Genomic DNA, 19,924 nt, shown 5'->3' with positions numbered 1-19,924 from the left:
CACCGCACCAGCATGCATGATGGGAGTCTCGCACTTTTGACGGAGGTTCGCTTGATGACGAGGTCGCCCCAGCCCGCAGCACGCCGGCTCAGCACACGGTCGCTGCTGATCATCGCCGCGTTCGCCGCGCTCGGGGCCCTGGTGCTCATCCTCATCGCCCCGGTTACCGCCACTCTGGCCGCGCTGTTCCCGCCGGCGTACGCGCTGGTGGCGGGAGTGCACAGCGTGCTGCCGTTCCTTGCCAGGAGGCTGGTCGGCTTCGCGTGGGCGACGACGGTCACCTGCGCTCTCGTCGGGATCTTGACGATCGGATTCACGCCGCTGGGGGTGCTCATCCTCGTCCCCCTGGTCATCACCGGCCTCGGTTTCGACCTGACCCTGCTGCTGCTCGGTCGTCGCGGACAGGTGCGGCCGTGGCACTACGTCATTGCAGCGGTCGTCACGGCTGTGCTGCTGTTCGTGGTCTCGCTGCCGGTCATGTCGCCCGACGATCTGGCCGTGCCGATCCTTCTGTTGACCTTGCTGGGCCGGCTCGCCGGACAGCTCGCCGCGGTGGCGGCGGCGTGGGCGATCGGGACGCGGGTGCTGAAGGCCGGGATCATGCGGGCTCACTCCTTCTCCACCAGCAGGTGACGCTCCAGCGCGACGGCGATGGCCTGATCGCGCGTCGAGACGTCGAGTTTCCGGTACACGCTCCGAAGCTGCGACTTGACCGTGTTCACCGACACGCTCAGCTGCGCGGCGATGGCCGTGTGCGACGAATGGGTCAGCAGGGCGGCGAGCACCGCCGTCTCCCGGCGAGTGAGGATGACCCCGGGGCCGGCGTCGGGCAGTACCGAGCGCAGCGTAGCGGCGGACGCGACCTCCTCGTAGCCGAGGGAGTCCAGCGCTCGCGTCACTCTCATCAGGTCCTGCGGTGGCAGAAGAGCCAGCGGGAGGAGCAGCTCCCTGCTGTTCGAGAGGATCGCACCCAGGTGGTCCAGCACCGGTGCCGCCCGCTGCTCGCTCGAGAAACGCAGCAGAGCGGCCGCCTCCAGGGCGGACGCTTCGGAGCTCTGGCGGACCGACAGGTTCATCGCCGCGAGTGGCCGGAGTTGCTGCAGAGCGGCGCCGTGGCGGCCGAGCACCAGCTCCACGCGGGCGGTGCCGATCCGGCGGGCGACCTCCCCGACAGGCTCCCTGCGAAGAACCGCCGAGGCAGCGTCGGGGTGGCCGAGCGACAGCTGCAGAACGGCACGAACCGGTGCCAGAGCGGCCCTAGCGGCCTCCGAGCGTCCCTCGGCGCCGCCCTCCCGGACGGACTGGTCGAGGAACGCGAGCGCGCGGCCGGGGTAGCCGTTGAGGAGCTCGGCCGACGCGGTGGCCACAACGAAGGGGATCCAGTGCCCGGCACGTCCGGCGGCGCCCGCCACGCGGGCCAGCAGTCCGGTCGCGGTCGGCGCATCCAGCCGGTCGACGGCGAGGATCGCCTCCGCCGTGCGGAACATCGCGGCATCGTCCGGCCGCGCCGGTGCGGCGTCCGCCGCGGCCGCCACCAGGTTGCCGGCCCGGCTGGTGTCCCCGTGGCGTGCGTGGACGGATGCCAGCATCGCGAGGTTCGCTGACGCAGAGGGCAGAGCCTCGTCGTGCGCGGACTCGAGTCCCTTGACGAACGTGTCGAGAGCCTCCTCGGTCGCTGCCCCGTCGAGCACGGACGAGTCGAGCAGGGATGCGCCGAACCGGGCGTACAGGCCGCTCACGGTGTCGGCGAGGTTCGCATCCACCACCGGAAGGGCATCGAGCTCGGCGATCCCGGCCCGCGCCGCTGAGGCGACCCGATCGGGTCGCCCCTCCCGCCGGTGAAGCTCGACGTCAGCCGCCAGGATGATCGCCCGGTCGATCGTCATCATAGTGCTGGATGGGTCGCCCAGCGAGGGGATCGCCGCCTTCCAGCGCCGTAGGGCGCTTCGTCCGCCCGAGCGGTCGAGCGCCATCAGCGCGAACAGCGTGGCGAGCACCGGCTCCTCCACAGCAGCGTCGGGACGCTGTGCGATAGGGTCCGGGCCTGGCGCAGGCCAGGCGAGAAGGTCGAACCAGTGCTCCCGGGCGACCTGGGCCGCCTGAGCTGTCTGGCTCGACCGCAGTGCTTCATGCAGTTCCGACCAGCCGTTCGTGCGGTTGGTCGTGTCATTCGCTCGTTCCACGAGCCGTCCTCCGACAATCTGGACGCGCGTTCACGCGGCAGGGCGGAACGGCGCGACGATGTCCGAGGAGGCGAACGCGCTCGCTCCGGCCCCGCAGTGCATGTCGGCGCGTCGGCTCCGCGCCCCGAGTGGGCGCTCTTCGAGCCGGCGCAGCACCGTGTTCGGGCCGCTACCGGAAGGGGAGGCGAAGCGCCTCCGGCCGGAGGGGAGGGATCAGCCAGGACTGACGTCGTGTTCGCCCGGCGGTGCTGTCGGAGCACGATCGGACGACGAAGAGAAGGATTTCGCGCCGGGCACGGCGGGCGGAAGCCACGCGCCGTTCAGCTCAGCGGCGGGAGCGGAAGCGGACGAACCGGAGGAAATGGGGACGCCGCCTGCCGCGGTGGCATCGCCGGGGAAGTGGGGCTGGGCGGGCGGATCGACAGCCGGCCCACCGCTCCCGGCGGAACCACCGATGGATGCCGCCGTGCCCGCACCGACCGGTGCTGCGTAGGGGGATCCCGTGGCGGCCGAGAATTCGGGGCGGACCTCGGCCGGGGGTGCGGCCGAGGGCGCAGGCGTCGTCGCCGTAGTCGTCGGGGCTGCCGTGACGGGGGATGGTGCAGGAGGGGCCGACGTGTCGCCGCCACCGTCCGATCCCGCCGGCGGAGCCGAGCCGTCTCCACCGGGGGGCGCCGGTGTCCCGGGAGACGCGGAGCCGCCACCTGGAGCCGTCACCACTCCGACGACGCCATCCACGATGTTGTCGACCGCACCGACCACGGGCGTCGTGATCGAACTCGTAGGTGTGGAACCGAGAAGAGAGTCGACGGTGCTGCCGACCACCGGGACGGAGCTCACGATCGTGTCGACACCCGATGTCACGGGCGCCAGCACGGAACCGAGCAGGCCACCACCGGCGGCAGCGCCCTGACCCGAGGTCGAACCGGCGGCCGGCCGCTCCTCGGCCGACGCGGCCTGAGAATTCATCAGCAGAGCCAGGCCGGTCAGGATGCCTGCTGCGGCGAGGCCCAGCAGCATCGCACGCACGAGGGAGTGAGAGGAACGGACCAGAGAGTCAGGCGCAGACGGAAGCGACGAGCGCATCGATCCCCCCTCCTTGCCTCAGACAGTCAGACTCTATCGGAGCCGACGCATCCGCCCCATCACATTTCTGGGGAAATGCTGGCAACTGATTGACTTTCGGATATTTTGATAACGCTGCGTCCACTCGCGGGCGGCATCGGAGGAGCTCTCAGTGACCATGAACAGTGACGGAGTCCGTTCGAAGCCGTCCGGTCGGGTGCGCCGAACGCATTCGCCGGTCAAGCGCTTCGCGGCCATCCTCGCCGCAGCTGCGACCGTTGCCGCCGGATTCATCGGCTTCGGCGTCGCGTCTTTCCCGGAAGCGGCAGCGGCAGCCGGCCAGGGATGCAACTACGCGAACAACACCCCGAACAACGGCAACTACGCCAACACCACCTGCTGGTTCGACTTCACCTCCTTCAACGAGACGACGGCTCGCTCCACGAACGGTCAGGCGATGCAGGTGACGCTCTCCGGCGGCTACGTCGCGAGCTTCACCGCGAAAATCGCGGACGTAACGGGGTACAGCGTGATGCACGTCGCGGCCGTCACGACCCCGATCGAGACACGATTCGCGTTCGGGCAGACCCAGTACGTCGGGGTGACCGGCAAGCCGTCGCTCTACAGCCTCCCCGGGGCCGGGACGAAGTCAGCCACGCTCACCTTCAGCAACATCCAGGTGACCGACTCGCAGGGCCACCCGGTCAGCGGGTACTCCTTCGTGGCGGCGGACACCGAGGACAACGTCCTGGGCGAGTCCTTCACGTGGACCTCGGACAAGCCCATCAACGAGCTCGAGCGTCTCGCCCCGAACGGCAATTGGGGATGCAAGGCACCGGTAGGGCTCGGAACGACCACGGTCAGCTGTGCCGGCACGGGCGCCGGCGGCACAACGATCGCCGGTGGGAGGTCGACAGCGCTGCTCGTCGGCGCGGACAGCCCGACGTCGTTCGCGACGCAGTGGGTGACTGCGCAGCGCTCGGGCATCGCGATCGGCATCCAGACCGCGAAGCTGACGCTTGTGAAGCAGGTCGCCAGCCGCATCAACGCGGCCGACTCGTTCGACATCGCCGCTCAGGCGCCCGGCAACGTTCCGGTCGGTTCCGCAACCACTGGCGCCACGAACTCCGCGACGACCGGAGCGGTCGATGTGCTGCCCAACGGTGGCGCGTACACACTGAGCGAGGCGATGTCGGCCGGCAGCCCGACACCACTGACGAGCTACCAGGGCTCCTGGGCGTGTACGAACATCGCCGCCAACAGCCCCACCGTCCTGCCGTCGGGCACCGGCCCGTCCAAGACCATCTCGCCGACGATCGGCGACGACATCACCTGCACCATCACCAACACGGCGATCCACCCGGCGCTGACGCTGGTGAAGTCTGCGACCCCGTCCGACTCGGCCAGCTACGTCGCCGGGCAGCCGGTGACCTACAGCTTCGTCCTGACCAACACGGGCGACGTGCCGCTCACCGGCGTGGCGGTGGACGATTCCACCTTCTCGGGCACAGGTTCTCTTTCGGCGGTCAACTGTCCCGCATCGGCGGCTACCCTCGACCCGGCCGAGCAGGCGACCTGCACCGCGACCTACACCCTCACCCAGCAGGATGTGGACAACGGGAAGGTGACCAACGCGGCCACCGCGACCGCCACCACCCCGACCGGGGCAACGATCACGACGACGCCGTCGAGCGCCATCATCCCGATCAACCCCGCTCCCGCCGTCAGCCTGACCAAGTCCGCCGACCCGGCGACGGCACACCACGCCGGTGATCCGATCGCGTACTCCTTCCTGGTGACGAACACCGGCAATGTGTCGCTCTCGGCGGCCTCCGTGACCGAGACGGCGTTCTCCGGAACCGGAACCGCGCCGACCGTGACCTGCCCCGCCGGCAGTTTCGCCCCCGGCCAGAACGTCACGTGCACCGCGGCCTATGCCCTGACCCAGGCTGACGCAGATGCTGGGACCGTGACCAACACGGCTACCGCCACGGCGACCGCGGCGTTGGGCACGAACCCCGTGTCCGCTGCGTCCACGGCCACCGTGACGATCCCCGCCGAGGCGGCCCTCGATTTGGTCAAGACCGCTACCCAGGGCACGCTCTCCGCGGTCGGAGACACCGTCACCTACACCTTCCAGGTCACCAACACCGGCAACATCACCGTGGCGGACCCGGTCATCGACGAGACGGCCTTCTCCGGTACCGGCACCGCACCCGCAGCGACGTGCCCCCCTGGGCCGCTCGCCCCGGCCGCCACGATCCAGTGCTCCGCTACCTACCGGATCACCCAAGCCGACCTGGATGCCGGAACGGTCACGAACACTGCGACCGCCACGGCCACGCCGGTCAGAGGAACCGCTCCCGTCTCCAACGCGTCGAGTGCAACAGTGACCACGACGGCGACTCCTGCTCTGACCATCCAGAAGTCCTCCACCCTGTCGGGTGCGGCCGCGGCGGGCAGCACGGTGACCTACCACTTCCTGGTCACCAACACGGGCAACGTCACCCTGTCGGGTCTGGTGGTGAACGACACCGCCTTCTCCGGCACCGGCACGCTGGGCGCCATCCAGTGCCCGAGCACCACCCTCGCGCCGACCCAGGCCGTGACCTGCACGGCCTCTTACACGCTGACGCAGCCGGATGTTGACGCGGGAGAGCTGACCAACAGAGCCACGGCGACCGGAATCGGTCCCGGCGGTGTCCCGGTCACCTCAGCGCCGTCGGATGACATGCGACCGCTTCCCGCTGCGCCGGCCCTCACTCTGGTGAAGTCCGCCTCACCGGTGGCGCCGGCGAGCTTCCAGGCCGGCGAGGCGATCACCTACTCGTTCGTGGTCACCAACAGCGGCAACGTGACCATGGCGGATGTGGCGATCGATGAGGGAGCCTTCAGTGGGTCCGGCACCCTGCCGGCACCGACTTGCCCCGCTGGCGCCGCCTCCCTGGCACCGGGTGCGCAGGTGGTCTGCACCACGACCTACACGGTGACTCAGGCCGATATCGACGCCGGCACGATCACCAACTCCGCCACCGCCCTCGGCACGCCCCCGCGGTCGATCGTCACGGTCGCCTCCGACCCGTCCACGGCGACCGTACCCGAGCCCGCCGCCCCAGCGGCCGCGCTGGTGAAGACCTCGGACACGACCAAGATCACGCAGGCCGGTCAGGTCATCCACTACTCCTTTGCCGTCACCAACACGGGCAACACCAGCCTGAGCGACCCGAAGGTCGTGGAGGGCCCGTTCACCGGCCACGGAAAGGTCACGGTCCCGGTGTGCCCGGCCAGCCCGGCGACGCTGCTGCCCGGACAGAGCATCGTCTGCACGGCGAGCTACACGGTGATCGCTGCGGACCTCACCGGCCAAGCGCTGCGCAACACCGCCACCGTCAGTGCCATTGCACCGGGCGGTGACCCGATCACCTCCGACCCGTCCACCGCGCGGATCGCCGACGTGGCCGCAACCGCACCCGAGACGGGCCCGCTCGCGTCCACCGGATCGACGATCGGCTGGGGGATGGGCGCCACGGCCCTGGCACTGCTGGTCGCCGGTGGTGTGCTGCTCCTGATCCGTCGCCGCAGGGCGGCGGAGTAACGCCGGCAGTTGTGCAGGCGCCGCCGTTCTGTCGGGCGGCGCTGCGAGAATGGAACCACCATGACTGACACCGTCCGTGCATCCACGATCCGCATCCGCCCAGCCGCCCCGACCGAGTACGTCCGGATCGGCGAGCTGACGCACGCCGCCTACACGCACGACTACGACGACCTGCCCGCGCACTACCGCGAGGAGCTCAAGCACCCGGAGGCGCTGGTCGACGCCTTCGACGTGTTCGTGGCGGAGGACATCGACTCGGGCGAGCTCATCGGCACCATCATGTTGCTCAAGCCGGGTCAGGACTTCGACGGGCACATCCAGCCGGGTGAGCTCTACTTCCGGCTGCTGGCCACGCATCCGTCGGCTCGGGGGCGCGGCGTCGGGGCGGCGCTGACGCGTTTCGCGATGGAGGAGGCCGCGCGTCGGGGCGACCGGGCTGTGGTCCTGAACAGCGGTCCGGACATGCTCGGCGCCCACGCGCTCTACCGCAAGCTCGGGTTCAGCCGGCGGTCCGAGCGTGAAGGCGTCATCGTGCTGCCCGACGGACGGGAGCTCGAGCTGCAGACCTACGTCCTCGACCTCGCCGCGTAAGCGATCAGCCAGGGTCGATCCCGGTCACGCCACCCGTGGCATCGGTGCGGTACCGTCCGGCGGAGAGATCGACCAGCACCAGCCGGTTCCCGAACGGATCCAGCACGACGGCCAGCCGCCCGACGGGGATGTCGACGGAGCGGAAGAGGGGCTCATCCATGCGTCCGGTCTACACCGGTCTCCTCAGGTGGTATCGCCGCGGACCAGCTCCACCACGCGGTCGATGTCCAGATCGGCCATCGCCTGCCCTGTCGCTGGGCGCCGGGCGGTCAGAACGGCGAGGTCCTGGAGCATGGAATCGATGAGCATCGGCTGGTCGATGAAGACGGTGGTGAGTCGGGGAGAGATCAGCTGGCCGACCGCGGTCTTGTCGACCCCGATGATGGCGATGTCCTGGGGGACGCGGAGGTCGAGTGCCCGCGCAGCGGCAGTGACAGCGATCGCCACATCGTCGTTGTAGCAGCAGACGCCGAGCGCAGCGGGGCCGACGTGGGCGACCGCCGCTCGCAGGGCGGCCGTCGCCCCGTCGGCCTCGAGGGGGATGCGAACCGTCAGCGGGGAATCGAGGCCCTGCCGGTGTGCCTCCTGGCGGATGCCCGCGAGGCGGGGCGGCCCGAAGGGGTCGAGTCGCTTGTCCTCCAGCGCCGCATAGACCAGCCGCCGGGGCCCGTTGCGCACGAGTTCGCGCACCTGTATCCGCCCGATGTGGAGATCGATCGGATCAGGATGGGCATCGTCGGCGATGGGCGTGCGACGGGGGACGACGCGAGTCCCGGATGCTTCCATGCGTTCACGCTGTTCCGGGCTGAACACTCCGAAGTCAACGACCGCCGTCGGTCGCAGGTCGAGTACGGAGGTCAGTGTGGATTCGTCCCGCGTCGTTGCGAACCGGACCACCACGCTCATTCCCTCGGTGGCGGTTGCGGCGGTGATCCTGTCGACGGAGTCCTGGAGGTTGGGCCCGAACGTCGCGTTGGGCACAACAACGACGATGATGTCGCTCAGGCCGGTGACGAGCGCCCTTCCGGCTCGGGATGGGCGATAGTTCAGCGCTTCCGCTGCGGCCAGAACGCGTGCGCGCGTCTCTTCGGGGAATCGGTCGTCGCCGTTGAGGATCTGACTGACCGTCGATCGAGAGACGCCCGCTCTGACCGCGACGTCCTTGCTCGTAGGCCGTCGCGCTGGGCGGACATCAACCGTCATCACCCCAGTCTGCCATAGACGTGTTGACACGTGACACCTCGGGCGTTTACCGTAGTGTCGCGTGTCAGTGACACGTGACACTTGCCGGTCTAGCGCCGGCCCACGTGACAAGGGAGTCAACGCATGGCGAAGGATTCAACCCGGACGTCGGCAGAACAGCAGCGAGCAGCCGTCGCCGTGAGCGCCGAGGAGTCGATGACGGCCTCGCTCGCCGCGAGCGCAGTCGGCGAAGCGGTCGCCGACACGAGCGGCGAGAGGCTCACGATCCGCGAGCGGCTCGCGTACGGGGTCGGCGACATCGGCGGCAACCTGATCTTCGCGCCGATCTCAGCGTTCCTGTTGTTCTACTTCACCGACACGGTTGGCATCGGCGCCGCCATCGCGGGGACTCTGCTCCTCTTCGGCCGTGTGCTCGATGGCACGATGGACCTCATCCTCGGCACGCTCATCGACCGCACCTCGACCCGCTGGGGCAAAGCGCGCCCCTGGATCCTGTTCGCGACGCCGGTCGTGGTGATCTCGTTCATCCTGCTCTTCAACATCCCCGCGGGGCTCGGAACCGGTGCCAAAGAGCTCTACGCGTTCGTCATGTACTTCATCTGCCTCGGCATCGGATTCGTGGGGTCCAACCTCGCGTACCACACCCTCCTCTCGGTGATCACGAGCAATTCCAAAATGCGGGTCTCCCTTACCGTCATCCGCACCTTCTTCGCGCTCGTCACCACGCTCGTCGTGAACTTCGTGACCATCCCCGTGGTCACCGCCAACGGGGGCGGCCAGGCCGGCTGGACGCTGATCTCGATCATCTATGGGGTGATCTCGGCGGCGACGTTCCTCATCGTCTTCTTCGGCACGAAGGAGCGGGTGAAGGGCACGATCAAGCAGGACGACGGTCAGAAGCTTCCCCTGCGCAAGACCCTCGGCATCCTCTTCCGCAACCCGTACTTCTTCCTGGCGTTCGGCTTCTTCCTGCTCAACTACGTGCTCGTCGGCACGGCCGGCGTCGGCGTCTTCTACGCCAAGGACGTGCTGGGTGACCCGAACATCTACAGCTTCCTCGGCCTGGTGCAGCTGCTCCCGCTGATCATCGGTCTCTGGTTCATGCCGGCGATCATCGCCCGCTTCGGCAAGCGCAGGCTCATCCTCGCCGGGGTGGTCATCACCATCCTCGGCGTGGTGATCTCCCTCATCGACCCCACCAACCTCACCCTCCTCATCGTCGGCGGCCTCATCCGCTCGATCGGCGGCATCCCTGCCGCCGCCGGACTGTTCGCTCTCGTCGCCGACGTGGTCGACTACGGCGAGTGGAAGAGCGGTGTCCGCCTGGACGGCATGACGTATGCGGCCGCCACAGCCGGGCAGAACTTCGGCGCCGGTCTCGGCGTCGCCCTGGTGGGCTGGCTTCTCGCGGCCGGTGGCTACAACGGCCAGGCCGCCGAGCAGCCGGCCTCCGCGGTCACCATGGAGATCTTCCTGTTCCTGTGGCTCCCGCTGATCGTGGCCGTGCTCATGGGTGTCATCATGTGGTTCCTGAACATCGACAAGAACCTCTCGCAGATCCAGCGCGACCTTTCGGCTCGGCGGACCGCGCGGGCCGCCGAAGCCGGGACCGCCGCCTGAACGCCACGATGATGGAATCGCGCGCGGAGCTGAACTGGGCGGTGGTCGGCACGGGATACATCTCCCGGTCGATCTCCGGCGACCTGAGTCTCGTCCCGGGAGCGCGTCGCCACGCTGTGTCCTCCCGGGACCAGGGCCGAGCGCAGGCGTTCGCGGTCGAGCAGGGGTTCGCCGTCGCCTACGGAAGCCTGTCCTCACTGCTCGCCGATCCGGCCGTGGACGTCGTCTACATCGCGACGCCGCACGCCACCCACGTAAGCGTCGCGATCGAAGCCCTCGAAGCGGGCAAGCACGTTCTCATCGAGAAGCCGCTGGCGGTCGGCGCCCATGACGGTAGGCGCATCCTCGAGGCCGCCGCCGCCAGCGGTCGCTTCGCGATGGAGGCCATGTGGATGCGCTTCAACCCCACGTATCGCGCACTGATCACGTCAGCTCGAACCGGTGCCATCGGCGAGGTCAGCAGCGTCCGCGCCTCCTTCGGCCTTCCCTTCGGAATGCCCGACTCGACACGCTGGAGCGCTGAGCGGGCGAGCAGCACCCTTCTCGACCAGGGGATCTACCCCGTGACGCTCGCCCTGGACGCGCTCGGTCGGCCTTCGTGCATCCACGCCGCAGGTCGAATCCGGGAAGACGGCGTCGACCTCACGGAGCATGTCACCTTCGAGTACGAGAACGGCGCGTTCGCCCAGCTGAGCGCCTCGATGGTCGAGTTCATCGAGCCGACGGCATCCATCAGCGGCACTGACGGGTGGATGACCCTCCCGGCGCCTTTCTGGGCGGCGAACGAATTCGAGACCCGCTCCGGCGGAATCGCTCGGGCGCTGTCCGAGCCGCACGTCAGCCGACACGAGCGCCGCGGCAACGGCTACGTCCCCATGCTGGAGGCCGTCACCGAGGCGATCGCCGCGGGGCTGACCGAGCACCCCCTCCACCCTCTCGCGGACAGCATCAGCACCCTCGAACTGCTGGATGAGATCCGCGACATCCTGACCATGAACACCGCACCTCTTGAGGAGATCCGATGAAGCGCACGACATTCAACGACGGCTGGGAGTTCCGCCGCAAGGTGAATCCGTTCGCCGAACTCGGGGGCATCAGCGCACCGTACACGAACGTGGTGCTCCCGCACGACGCCCTGATCCACGAGCCACGCGACCCGAACGGCGAAGGCGCCGTCGCGTTCTTTCCTGCAGGCGCGTACCAGTACCGCAAGACGTTCACCGCCCCGGCGGATCTGGCGGGGGAGCGGGTGGTGCTCGAGTTCGAGGGCATCTACCGCGACGCGACCGTCCACATCAACGGCGCATACGCGGGCCAGCGGCCGTACGGCTACTCGGGCTTCACGGTGGACGCCGATCGGTTCCTCCTCCCGGGCGAAGAGAACGTCATCGAGGTGGAGAGCCGGCACGGAGAGGACTCGCGCTGGTACACCGGCGCGGGCATCTACCGGGACGTCTGGCTGCACGTCGGATCCGCCGTCCACATTCCGGTGAGCGGCGTCCGCGTCAGCGCAGACGACATCGAGGACGACGGCGCGATCGTCGAGGTGGATGTGACCGTGGCGAGCACCAGCATCCGCCGCGAGACCGTCGACGTGCTGGTCACCATCCGAGACGCCGACGGGGCGGCCGTGGCGACGGGATCGGTCCCCGTGACGATCGAAGCGAACGGGCGGTCGCGCAGCCGGCAGCGCCTGTACGTGCCCGCGCCCCAGCTGTGGAGCGCCGAAACGCCCACGCTCTATTCCGCGTCCGTCGAGCTGAGGAACGACGGGGAAGCGATCGACGATTCCGCTGTGAACTTCGGCATCCGGAAATTGCAGGTCGACCCCATCCACGGGCTGCGTGTCAACGGAAGGACCGTGAAACTGCGCGGGGCGTGTGTTCACCACGACAACGGAATTCTGGGTGCGGCGACCTACGCGGACGCCGAAGAGCGCCGCGTCCGCCTGCTCAAGGAGGCGGGATTCAACGCGATCCGCTCCGCCCACAACCCGATGAGCGTCGCCATGCTGGACGCGTGCGACCGGCTCGGCGTCTACGTCATGGACGAGACGTTCGACATGTGGACCTCGAACAAGATGCCCCACGACTACTCGCTGCATTTCGCCGAATGGTGGGAGCGGGACGTCGAGTCACTCGTCGCCAAGGACTTCAACCACCCGTCGGTGCTCATGTACTCCATCGGCAACGAGATCCCCGAGACCGGCTCCCCTGCTGGTGCGCTCACCGGGCGAGCCCTTGCCGAGAAGGTGCGGGAACTGGATGGGACGCGGTTCGTCACCAACGCCGTGAACGGGATGCTCGCAGTCATGGACGACATCAAGAAGCTGGCCGCCCAGGCTGGCAGCGGCACGGGCGACGGCGCGGGGATCAACACCCTCATGGCAGGTCCCGCCGAGTTCATGAACCAGATCGGTGCATCGGACATCGTGACCGAGAACACCGCCGAATCGTTCGGCCTGCTCGACATCGCCGGAATGAACTACCTCGACTCCCGCTACGTGATGGACAAGGAGCTCTTCCCGAACCGGGTCATCGTCGGAACCGAGACGTTCCCGACGCGCATCGACGGCAACTGGGCGCTGGTCACCGGGAACGACCATGTCATCGGCGACTTCACCTGGACCGGCTTCGACTACCTCGGCGAGGTCGGCATCGGCAGCGCCCAGTACCTCGCGGAGGGCCAGGCTCCCACGCTCAGCGGCCCGTATCCGTGGATCGCGGCCTGGTGCGGGGACCTCGACCTGGTCGGCACCCGCCGCCCCGCCTCGTACTACCGCGAGATCGTCTTCGGGCTCCGGAAGGACCCCTACATCGCCGTCTCCCGACCCAGAAGCGACGGCAAGACCTTCTATGCCGGACCGTGGACCTGGAGCGACAGCATCGGCAGCTGGACGTGGCCCGGGCACGAGGGCGCGCTGCTCGCGGTCGAGGTCTACAGCGACGCCGACGAGGTGGAGCTCGCCCTCGACGGAAAGGTGATCGGCAGAGCGCCGGCGGGGCCCGACAACCGCTACAAGGCTGAGTTCGCCGTGCCCTACCAGCCCGGAGAAGTGACGGCGACCGCCATTCGGGGCGGCGGGCGTGCCGAGACGTTCACGCTGACAAGCGCTGACGGGGTCGACCGCCTGGTCCTAAAGGCCGACGTCGGCAGCCGCCGGCAACTGGCGTTCGTCGAGGTCGCAGCAGTGGATGCGGACGGTCGCCTCAACATGAGTCTGGAGCAGAGCATCAGCGTCCGCATTGCGGGCGACGGAGTGCTGGCGGCAGTGGGCAGCGGCGAACCGGCTCCTTCCCTGACATATGAGGGCCCGGATCAGCGAACGTTCGACGGAATCGCCATGGTCGTCGTTCGCCGCACGGGTCCGGGCCCCGTGAGCGTGACCGTTTCCACCGCTGGGACGGTCGCCGGCGCGACCATAGAGCTGGGTGGCATCGACGGGCTTGGAGGGGCCTCCTCGCCGGAGCGTGAGATCCTGCGGGCATAACCGCTCGGGAGGCCACACGTGGGTCATTCCGCGAAGCGGTCCCAGCCGCTAGGTTTCAGCCATGACCACGCGATTCGCTCGAGTTGTGTTCGCCGTCACCGCCGCCACGGCGTTGACCTTCCTGGCCGGTTGCTCGTCGTCCGGCTCCTCCTTCACCGGTGACTGGGGTGAAGTCGCCACGGGCAAGCCTTCGCTGACCATCGAGTCGGACGGGACGTTTTCGGGCACCGACGGGTGCAACCCGCTCAAGGGCAAGGGCACCGTCTCGGGAGACACCTTCACGTTCGGGCCGTTCGCCTCAACGCTGAAGGCCTGCGAGGGTGTGACGCCCTGGCTCAACCTGGCCGACACGGCCAAGGTCGACGGGGACACCCTCGTCGTCTACCGGTCCGGGGGCACGAAGATCGGCACCCTCGACAAGCGCTGAGGGGCCGATTCTTCGTCCGATGCCCTATCCGGCGTGCCGTTGGATGAACTCCAGCGCCTCGTCGGCGACTTCCCGCCATCCCGAGTCGATGATCAGCGAATGGCCGCGGTTCGGGATGACCACAAGTTCGGTGACGCCCGGGTTCTTCAATTGGATGCGGTACTCGTTCTCGACGACAGCCTGCGGAACCGTGTGGTCGTCCGCCCCCGCGATCAGCAGCAGCGGCCCCCGGTCGTGATTGTCGGTGATCACCTTGGTCTCGGCGAACGGGTTGAAGTTGGCGGTGGCCGCCTGGAAGATCGGCACCCCGGAGGCCGGGACGTGGTACTTCTCGTAGAGGGCCCGGCCCTCCTCCTCCGGCAGCGCGTTGGTCCAGCCGTAGGCGAACTGCTCGTAGGTCAGGGTGACGCCGTGCTTGGCGTGGGTGAAGGTCAGCAGTGCGGGCGCCGCGGCCTTGAGAGCTGTCGCGGGCAACGCCGTCACGCCCTTGAACTGAGCGGGGTCGATGGCGACCGTCACCGCGTTCTTCGCCTCCCCGGCGAGCTTCTGGGCGATGAGGCCGCCGAAGCTGTGCCCGATCACCACGGGTGCCTGGTCGAGCGCGTCGATCGCCTCCGCGTAGTAGTCGGTCACCTGGCGCACCATCTTGCCGGCGAAGGCATCCGGATCCGCTTTGGCCTGCTCCACCGTCTCGGGATCGTCGGGCCAGCCGGGCGCCAGGGTCGCATAGCCCTGCTCTTCGAAGAGGGCACGCCACGGCTGCCAGCTGCTCGACAGCAGCCACAGTCCGTGGACGAACACCACGGGCGTGCGTCCGGAAGCGTTGGCGGCGTCGATCTCGTCACGTTCGGCGGTGGTCAGGGGCATGGTGCGACTCCTTCGGGTTGAGCGACCGGTCAGCTGACCGAATGCAGTGCTGGGCCGAAGTCTGCGGGTTCGGGTGTCTGAGGCACAAGGTCCGGCGCGGCGCAGACGTGAGCGCTCAGATGCCCCAGTCGTCGAAGTCGTCGAACGCAGGGAACGCGGGCGCTGCGCCGCTCGCCCCCGCCGCCGACGCATCGGCGAGTTCGTCGTCGGCCTGGGGTGCCGCATCGATGGTGACCGGCAGGCCTGGACTGATTAGCAGCTCCACATCGCCGTACGGCGAGGTGACGCTCACGAAGTCGCCCCCGGAGCGGACGGCCGCGACGATTCGCTCCTTCACCTCTCCGATCTCTTCTGCGATCGGGATGGGGCGCTGGCCGTTCACCCGCAACATGTATCGGGTCATGAAGGTTCCTGCCGTGATGTCGACGTGGGGATTCTCCTCAGTTCCGTCGATGGTACGCCTAGCTAGCGAACGCGTCCTCAGGATCGAAGCCGAGCCTACGCGACGAGGTGCGCGGTGATCCCGACCGAGACGAAGTCTGCGTACTTCTGCAGGTCCCAGCCGCTGCGGAGCACCAGCAGGTCGTAGAGCTGCGGGGAGCTGTAGGTCAGCAGGATGTCGGTGGCCGCTTCGATGTCGAGGCTCGTCGGCAGCTGGCCGGCGTCGGCGAGGCGGGCGGCGTTGGTGGCCATGCGCGATCGCCGATCGTGGTCCAGTTCGCGGGCCAGCGCCGCTAGTTCCGCGTCATGACCGGCCGCGGCTTCGAGCAGCAGCAGGATGGGCGCCACCCGGGGGGCGACCTCGGCGGTCAGCCGTCCCCATCCCCGGAGCAGCGCGGCCAGGTCGGCCGCGTCCAGCGCGTCGGAGCGCGTTTCCGCAGCGATGGGACCGATGCCCTCCAGGGCCCGTTGGACGACCGCGCGGACGAGGGCCGGCTTGCCGGGGAACCGCTTGTACACCGATTCGACCGAGACGCCGCAGGCCTTCGCGACGTTCGGAATGGTCAGGGATGCGTACCCGTCGGCGAGCAGCATCCCGCGAGCGGTCTCGACCAGCTCCTCCCGAATCTCCTCGGCACGGGCTCGGCGGCCGGATGCGTCGTAGTTCCTCTTGACGGCTGCCACTGCACGCTCCATACTCATTAATAGATACAGTGAAGTGTAATGAAATAGAGGACACCATGTCCACTTCGACACATCCCTTCCTCGACCGGCTTCGGCAAGCGACCGACGATCACGACCTCGATGCTCTCGTCGCGTGCTTCGCGCCCGGGTACCGCAATGAGACCCCCGCGCATCCCGGCCGATCGTTCGAGGGGACCGACCGTGTCCGTGCCAACTGGGAGCAGATCTTCGCCTTCGTCCCGGACGTCACCTCCCGAGTCACGGCTTACGCCGTCAGCGGGGCCGACGTGTGGTCGGAGTGGGAGCTGAGCGGCACCCGCGTCGACGGCACGCGGCACCTGATGCGCGGAGTGATCGTCTTCGGGCTGGACGGCGACCGCGCCGCCTGGGCGCGGTTCTACCTGGAACCGGTCGAGGACGACGGAACCGGTGTCGCTGACGCCGTCCGGGCCCAGGTGCATGCGGACGGTCCGCGATGATCGTCGTCGCCGGGGGAAGCGGTCTGCTCGGCCGGCTGCTCGTCGGCGATCTTGTGGCCGAGGGCCGTCAGGTGCGCGTCCTCGTCCGCGACCCCGCGCGGGCACGCGACCTCTTCGGAGACGCCGTGGAGGTCGTCGCCGCCGACGTGAGACAACCGGACGGCGTCCGCGAGGCGGTCGCCGGTGCCGAGTTGGTCGTCTCGGCGGTGCACGGCTTCCTCGGCGGACGCGGCGCCGGACCGGCAGACGTGGACGAGCGCGGAAACGGGAACCTGATCGACGCGGCGGCCGAGGTCGGCGCGGACGTCGTGCTGATGTCGGTGTCCGGCGCATCCCCGACCCACCCGGTGGATCTGTTCCGGGCGAAGTACGCCGCCGAGCAGCACCTGCGCGGCGCCGGCGTGCCGTGGACGATCGTGCGCGCGCCCGCGTACCGCGAGACCTGGCTCGGCATCCTGGCCGCGACCGCAGGCAGCGGGGAACGGCCCCTGATCTTCGGGGTCGGTGACCGCCCGATCCCCTTCGTCTCGGTCGCCGATGTCGCGGCCGTCGTCGTCGCCGCCATCGACGACCCGTCGGCCCGCGGCCGCCTGATCGAGGTGCCCGGCGCGCCGATCACCATGATCGAGTTGGCGCACGAGCTCCAGGCGGCCCGTGGCTGGCACGGTCGGCTGCGTCACGTGCCGCGGCCTGCCTTGCGCGTGCTCTCTGTCGTCGCGAGGCCGGTGAGTCCGGCGTTCGCCCGGCAGAACCGGGCCGCTCTCGCGATGGACACGGGCGTTCCGGCGGTCTCTCAGCCCCGTCCCGCCCAGTCCCGTCCGGCCCACGGGTCGTAGTCGGCGATCAGCGGTTCCTGCTCCGGCCGGTCGGGTTCCGGGATGTGCTGCAGGTTGATGCGGACGCGGTACCAGAGCGAGCTGGAGCCGCGCATCCCGTCGACCAGTTCGTCCGCGGGGTGCAGCTCGCGAGCCGCCGCCGGATGCGCCGCCTTCCACTGCTCGAGCGCTTCCACCGCTTCTGGCTTCGTCTTCGTGCGGGCGACCTCGATGAGCGGCATCTGCGAGACGCGGCGGCCGTCGCCGTCGCCGCCGCGCGGGGGCTTCTCGGCAGGCCCCAGCTCGCGGGCCAGCGCAAGCAGCCCGTCGAGGGAGCCGACGGCGTCGTCGATGCCCTCGTGCGGGTCGCCGCGTTCCGCGAAGCGGGTCAGCACGGTCGGAACCGTGAACTCCTCGGGGCGACGCGAACGCACCTCGTCCCAGTCGAGGGGCGTGGAGACACGGGCGTCGGGAAGGGGACGGATGGAGTAGGCGGAGGCGACCGTGCGATCCTTGGCGTTCTGGTTGAAGTCGACGAAGACGCTCTCGCCGCGCTCCTCCTTCCACCAGCGGGCGGTTGCCAGTCCCGGCGCACGGTTCTCGACCTCCCGCGCGAGAGTCTCGGCGGCGAGGCGCACGTCGGCGAAACTCCACTGGGGCGAGATGCGCACCAGGATGTGCAGGCCGCGCGATCCGCTCGTCTTCGGCCAGCCGACCAGGCCGTTGTCGTCGAGCACCTCGCGGGCGACGAAGGCGACATCCACGATCTGCGACCAGTCGACGCCCGGCATGGGGTCGAGGTCGACACGGAGCTCGTCGGGATGGTCCAGGTCCTCCGCCCGGACGGCGTGCGGGTTCAGGTCGAGGCAGCCGAGGTTGGAGACCCAAGCCAGGCCTGCAGCATCTCGGATCACCGCCTCCTCAGCCGAGGTGCCCCTGGCATAGTGCAGGGTCGCGGTGTCGATGTACGGCGGATGGCCCTCGGGCACTCGCTTCTGGAAGAACGGCTCCTGCGCCAGCCCCTTCACGAAGCGCTTCAGCACCATAGGTCGGCCTCCCGCGCCCCGGAGCGCGCCATCGGCCACGGCCAGGTAGTACCGCGCGAGGTCGAGCTTGGTCAGGCCGGGTTCGCGGAAGACCACCTTCTCGGGGCTGGAGATCCGCACCTCCTGGCCCGCAACCTCCAGGAACGTCTCGGACTTCGACGACGGGCTCATGCCCGCCACGCTAACCGCGGTCCGCCCGCTCGGCCAGGGCCGACCCTGCTAGCGTGCGGTCGGGGGGTGCGCGATGCGGCGGTGGATGTTCGCGAGTGCGATCGCGGTGGTGGCTGCTGTGGCGTTGTCCGGGTGCGTGAACCAGCCGTCACCGTTCGACGGGAAGCAGGCGACCGAAGACCGGCTGCCGGATGCGGTCGCGCAGTACGCGGAAGGCGCGGATCTGGCGACGTCGCGCTACCAGGGCCGTGCCGGAGCGTGGGACTTGTACCTGCTGCGCGGCGAGGAGCCCTACGGTGTCTGCATCGCCTACACGGACGGCACCCCGGAACACGCCGGGTCGGGATGTTCGGGCGGCACCTGGGTGCGCGTCTCCCTTTCCGACGGCTCCGAGTTCGAGGCGAACCTCAACGGTTTCCTGGACACACCCCGGAAGGGCGAGGTGCAGGTCTCTGCGTGGCTGCGAAAGATCCAGCGGGGCGAGGAGCGGTGACCCGCGGCGCACGGCAGGATGCGCGCATGCCACCAGAAACGTTCGACGCGCCGTCCGCCCCCGAGCCGGTCGGGCCGTATTCGCACGCGGCAGCGGGCGGGGGCCTGGTCTACCTGTCCGGCCAGACGCCGATCGACCCGGGCACCGGGCGGCTCGTCGAGGGCGGGGTCGACGTTCAGGCCCGCCGTTTCCGGCGCGCACAACGGTGGCGGTAGCGGGCCTGCCGCTGGGCGCGCGGGTAGAGATCGAGCTCCTGGCGTCGCGGGCCTGAGCGCAGCCGGCGATCGGGCGCCGATGATCAGGCGCGCGGCGCACCCGCCCGGCGTGAGTTGATGAGCGACAGCGCCGCCGCCAGGCAGTCGGTGTGTGCCGACTCGGTGAAGCCGGGGCGCAGCATGATCACGTCGAACCCCTCGGGGTCGCGCTCGATGTAGGCGAGCAGGCCGCCCGGGTCCGTCGGTCCGACGGTCGTGTCGCAGATGCGCCATGAGGTGTCTGTCAGAGCAATGATCTCGAGTGCGGGGTCGACCGGTATCCCTTCGAAGCTCGTCAGCATCGCCGTGCCTCCTGTTCGTGGTGCACAACGCACACAATCACCCGCCCGCGGTCGGCGTCAGGGCTTGACACTGCGGGTACATAGCGGGTCGCGGCCCAGCGGGGAAGCGCGGATGACGGCGTGTGACGCCGGCGAAACAGAAGGACACGCAGCCTCGACGGCACTTGCGGTCTCGGACATCCTGATGCGCAACCCAAC

Annotated in this window: 20 protein-coding genes; 11 read left to right on the top strand and 9 right to left on the bottom strand. The window is 69.0% G+C overall.

Annotation, left to right across the window (positions count from 1 at the left end; translation table 11 throughout):
• The first annotated feature begins 54 nt into the window (after positions 1 to 54).
• Positions 55 to 633 (top strand): hypothetical protein, encoded by a 579-nt coding sequence (locus tag AB7E03_RS11695; RefSeq protein WP_489941574.1) that lies wholly within the window; start codon positions 55 to 57, stop codon positions 631 to 633.
• Here AB7E03_RS11695 and AB7E03_RS11690 read toward each other — a convergent pair.
• On the bottom strand, positions 609 to 2,183 hold the full coding sequence (locus tag AB7E03_RS11690) for a helix-turn-helix transcriptional regulator (protein WP_489941573.1): 1,575 nt from the start codon (positions 2,181 to 2,183) through the stop codon (positions 609 to 611). The two genes, AB7E03_RS11695 and AB7E03_RS11690, sit on opposite strands and share 25 nt — an antisense overlap.
• Positions 2,184 to 2,396: 213 nt before the next feature.
• Positions 2,397 to 3,212, bottom strand: a complete 816-nt coding sequence (locus AB7E03_RS11685) for a hypothetical protein (RefSeq protein ID WP_489941572.1) — start codon at positions 3,210 to 3,212, stop codon at positions 2,397 to 2,399.
• A 214-nt stretch (positions 3,213 to 3,426) separates the two neighbouring features.
• On the opposite strand from AB7E03_RS11685, the gene AB7E03_RS11680 reads away from it, so the two are divergent.
• Entirely contained in the window at positions 3,427 to 6,843 is a 3,417-nt protein-coding gene (locus AB7E03_RS11680; RefSeq protein ID WP_489942905.1) for a DUF7507 domain-containing protein, read from the top strand.
• Positions 6,844 to 6,903: 60 nt separating this feature from the next.
• Complete coding sequence (locus AB7E03_RS11675; protein WP_489941571.1) at positions 6,904 to 7,434, top strand: GNAT family N-acetyltransferase; 531 nt, start codon at positions 6,904 to 6,906, stop codon at positions 7,432 to 7,434.
• A gap of 4 nt (positions 7,435 to 7,438) precedes the next feature.
• On the opposite strand, the gene AB7E03_RS11670 is transcribed toward AB7E03_RS11675, so the two are convergent.
• Positions 7,439 to 7,594: a hypothetical protein gene (locus AB7E03_RS11670; protein ID WP_489941570.1), complete on the bottom strand. Its 156-nt coding sequence runs from the start codon at positions 7,592 to 7,594 to the stop codon at positions 7,439 to 7,441.
• Positions 7,595 to 7,617: 23 nt separating this feature from the next.
• Positions 7,618 to 8,637, bottom strand: a complete 1,020-nt coding sequence (locus tag AB7E03_RS11665) for a LacI family DNA-binding transcriptional regulator (RefSeq protein ID WP_489941569.1) — start codon at positions 8,635 to 8,637, stop codon at positions 7,618 to 7,620.
• Positions 8,638 to 8,760: 123 nt separating this feature from the next.
• Here AB7E03_RS11665 and AB7E03_RS11660 point away from each other — a divergent pair, with 123 nt between their 5' ends.
• From AB7E03_RS11660 to AB7E03_RS11645, 4 genes are all read left to right on the top strand, one after another.
• Positions 8,761 to 10,257: an MFS transporter gene (locus AB7E03_RS11660; protein ID WP_489941568.1), complete on the top strand. Its 1,497-nt coding sequence runs from the start codon at positions 8,761 to 8,763 to the stop codon at positions 10,255 to 10,257.
• Between the two features lie 8 nt (positions 10,258 to 10,265).
• On the top strand, positions 10,266 to 11,282 hold the full coding sequence (locus tag AB7E03_RS11655) for a Gfo/Idh/MocA family protein (RefSeq protein ID WP_489941567.1): 1,017 nt from the start codon (positions 10,266 to 10,268) through the stop codon (positions 11,280 to 11,282).
• Positions 11,279 to 13,747 (top strand): glycoside hydrolase family 2 TIM barrel-domain containing protein, encoded by a 2,469-nt coding sequence (locus AB7E03_RS11650; protein ID WP_489941566.1) that lies wholly within the window; start codon positions 11,279 to 11,281, stop codon positions 13,745 to 13,747. Before AB7E03_RS11655 ends, AB7E03_RS11650 begins: the two co-directional genes overlap by 4 nt.
• Positions 13,748 to 13,808: 61 nt before the next feature.
• Complete coding sequence (locus tag AB7E03_RS11645; protein ID WP_489941565.1) at positions 13,809 to 14,174, top strand: META domain-containing protein; 366 nt, start codon at positions 13,809 to 13,811, stop codon at positions 14,172 to 14,174.
• Positions 14,175 to 14,198: 24 nt separating this feature from the next.
• Here AB7E03_RS11645 and AB7E03_RS11640 read toward each other — a convergent pair whose 3' ends face one another.
• The 3 genes from AB7E03_RS11640 to AB7E03_RS11630 all read right to left on the bottom strand — a co-directional run bounded on the left by AB7E03_RS11640 (position 14,199) and on the right by AB7E03_RS11630 (position 16,166).
• Entirely contained in the window at positions 14,199 to 15,041 is an 843-nt protein-coding gene (locus tag AB7E03_RS11640) for an alpha/beta hydrolase (protein WP_489941564.1), read from the bottom strand.
• A 115-nt stretch (positions 15,042 to 15,156) separates the two neighbouring features.
• The gene (locus AB7E03_RS11635; protein ID WP_489941563.1) at positions 15,157 to 15,444 is read right to left on the bottom strand and encodes a hypothetical protein; all 288 of its coding nucleotides are present in this window, start codon (positions 15,442 to 15,444) and stop codon (positions 15,157 to 15,159) included.
• A 95-nt stretch (positions 15,445 to 15,539) separates the two neighbouring features.
• Complete coding sequence (locus tag AB7E03_RS11630) at positions 15,540 to 16,166, bottom strand: TetR/AcrR family transcriptional regulator (RefSeq protein WP_489941562.1); 627 nt, start codon at positions 16,164 to 16,166, stop codon at positions 15,540 to 15,542.
• Between the two features lie 56 nt (positions 16,167 to 16,222).
• Here AB7E03_RS11630 and AB7E03_RS11625 point away from each other — a divergent pair, with 56 nt between their 5' ends.
• Both AB7E03_RS11625 and AB7E03_RS11620 read left to right on the top strand, forming a co-directional pair.
• Entirely contained in the window at positions 16,223 to 16,645 is a 423-nt protein-coding gene (locus AB7E03_RS11625; RefSeq protein ID WP_489941561.1) for a nuclear transport factor 2 family protein, read from the top strand.
• Positions 16,642 to 17,481, top strand: coding sequence for an SDR family oxidoreductase (locus AB7E03_RS11620; protein ID WP_489941560.1), 840 nt, complete (start codon positions 16,642 to 16,644; stop codon positions 17,479 to 17,481). Before AB7E03_RS11625 ends, AB7E03_RS11620 begins: the two co-directional genes overlap by 4 nt.
• Here AB7E03_RS11620 and AB7E03_RS11615 read toward each other — a convergent pair.
• Positions 17,439 to 18,677: a DNA polymerase domain-containing protein gene (locus tag AB7E03_RS11615; RefSeq protein WP_489941559.1), complete on the bottom strand. Its 1,239-nt coding sequence runs from the start codon at positions 18,675 to 18,677 to the stop codon at positions 17,439 to 17,441. The two genes, AB7E03_RS11620 and AB7E03_RS11615, sit on opposite strands and share 43 nt — an antisense overlap.
• Before the next feature lie 85 nt (positions 18,678 to 18,762).
• On the opposite strand from AB7E03_RS11615, the gene AB7E03_RS11610 reads away from it, so the two are divergent.
• Positions 18,763 to 19,170 (top strand): hypothetical protein, encoded by a 408-nt coding sequence (locus AB7E03_RS11610; RefSeq protein WP_489941558.1) that lies wholly within the window; start codon positions 18,763 to 18,765, stop codon positions 19,168 to 19,170.
• Between the two features lie 26 nt (positions 19,171 to 19,196).
• A complete protein-coding gene (locus AB7E03_RS11605; RefSeq protein WP_489941557.1) occupies positions 19,197 to 19,385 on the top strand; it encodes a Rid family hydrolase in 189 nt (62 codons plus the stop codon).
• Between the two features lie 83 nt (positions 19,386 to 19,468).
• On the opposite strand, the gene AB7E03_RS11600 is transcribed toward AB7E03_RS11605, so the two are convergent.
• Complete coding sequence (locus AB7E03_RS11600) at positions 19,469 to 19,726, bottom strand: hypothetical protein (RefSeq protein ID WP_489941556.1); 258 nt, start codon at positions 19,724 to 19,726, stop codon at positions 19,469 to 19,471.
• Positions 19,727 to 19,924: the final 198 nt, after the last annotated feature.

The sequence above is a fragment of the Leifsonia sp. RCC_180 genome, from assembly GCF_058138205.1.
The sequence above is the reverse complement of the archived record's forward strand: the minus strand, read 5'-3'. Positions and strand labels throughout refer to the sequence as shown.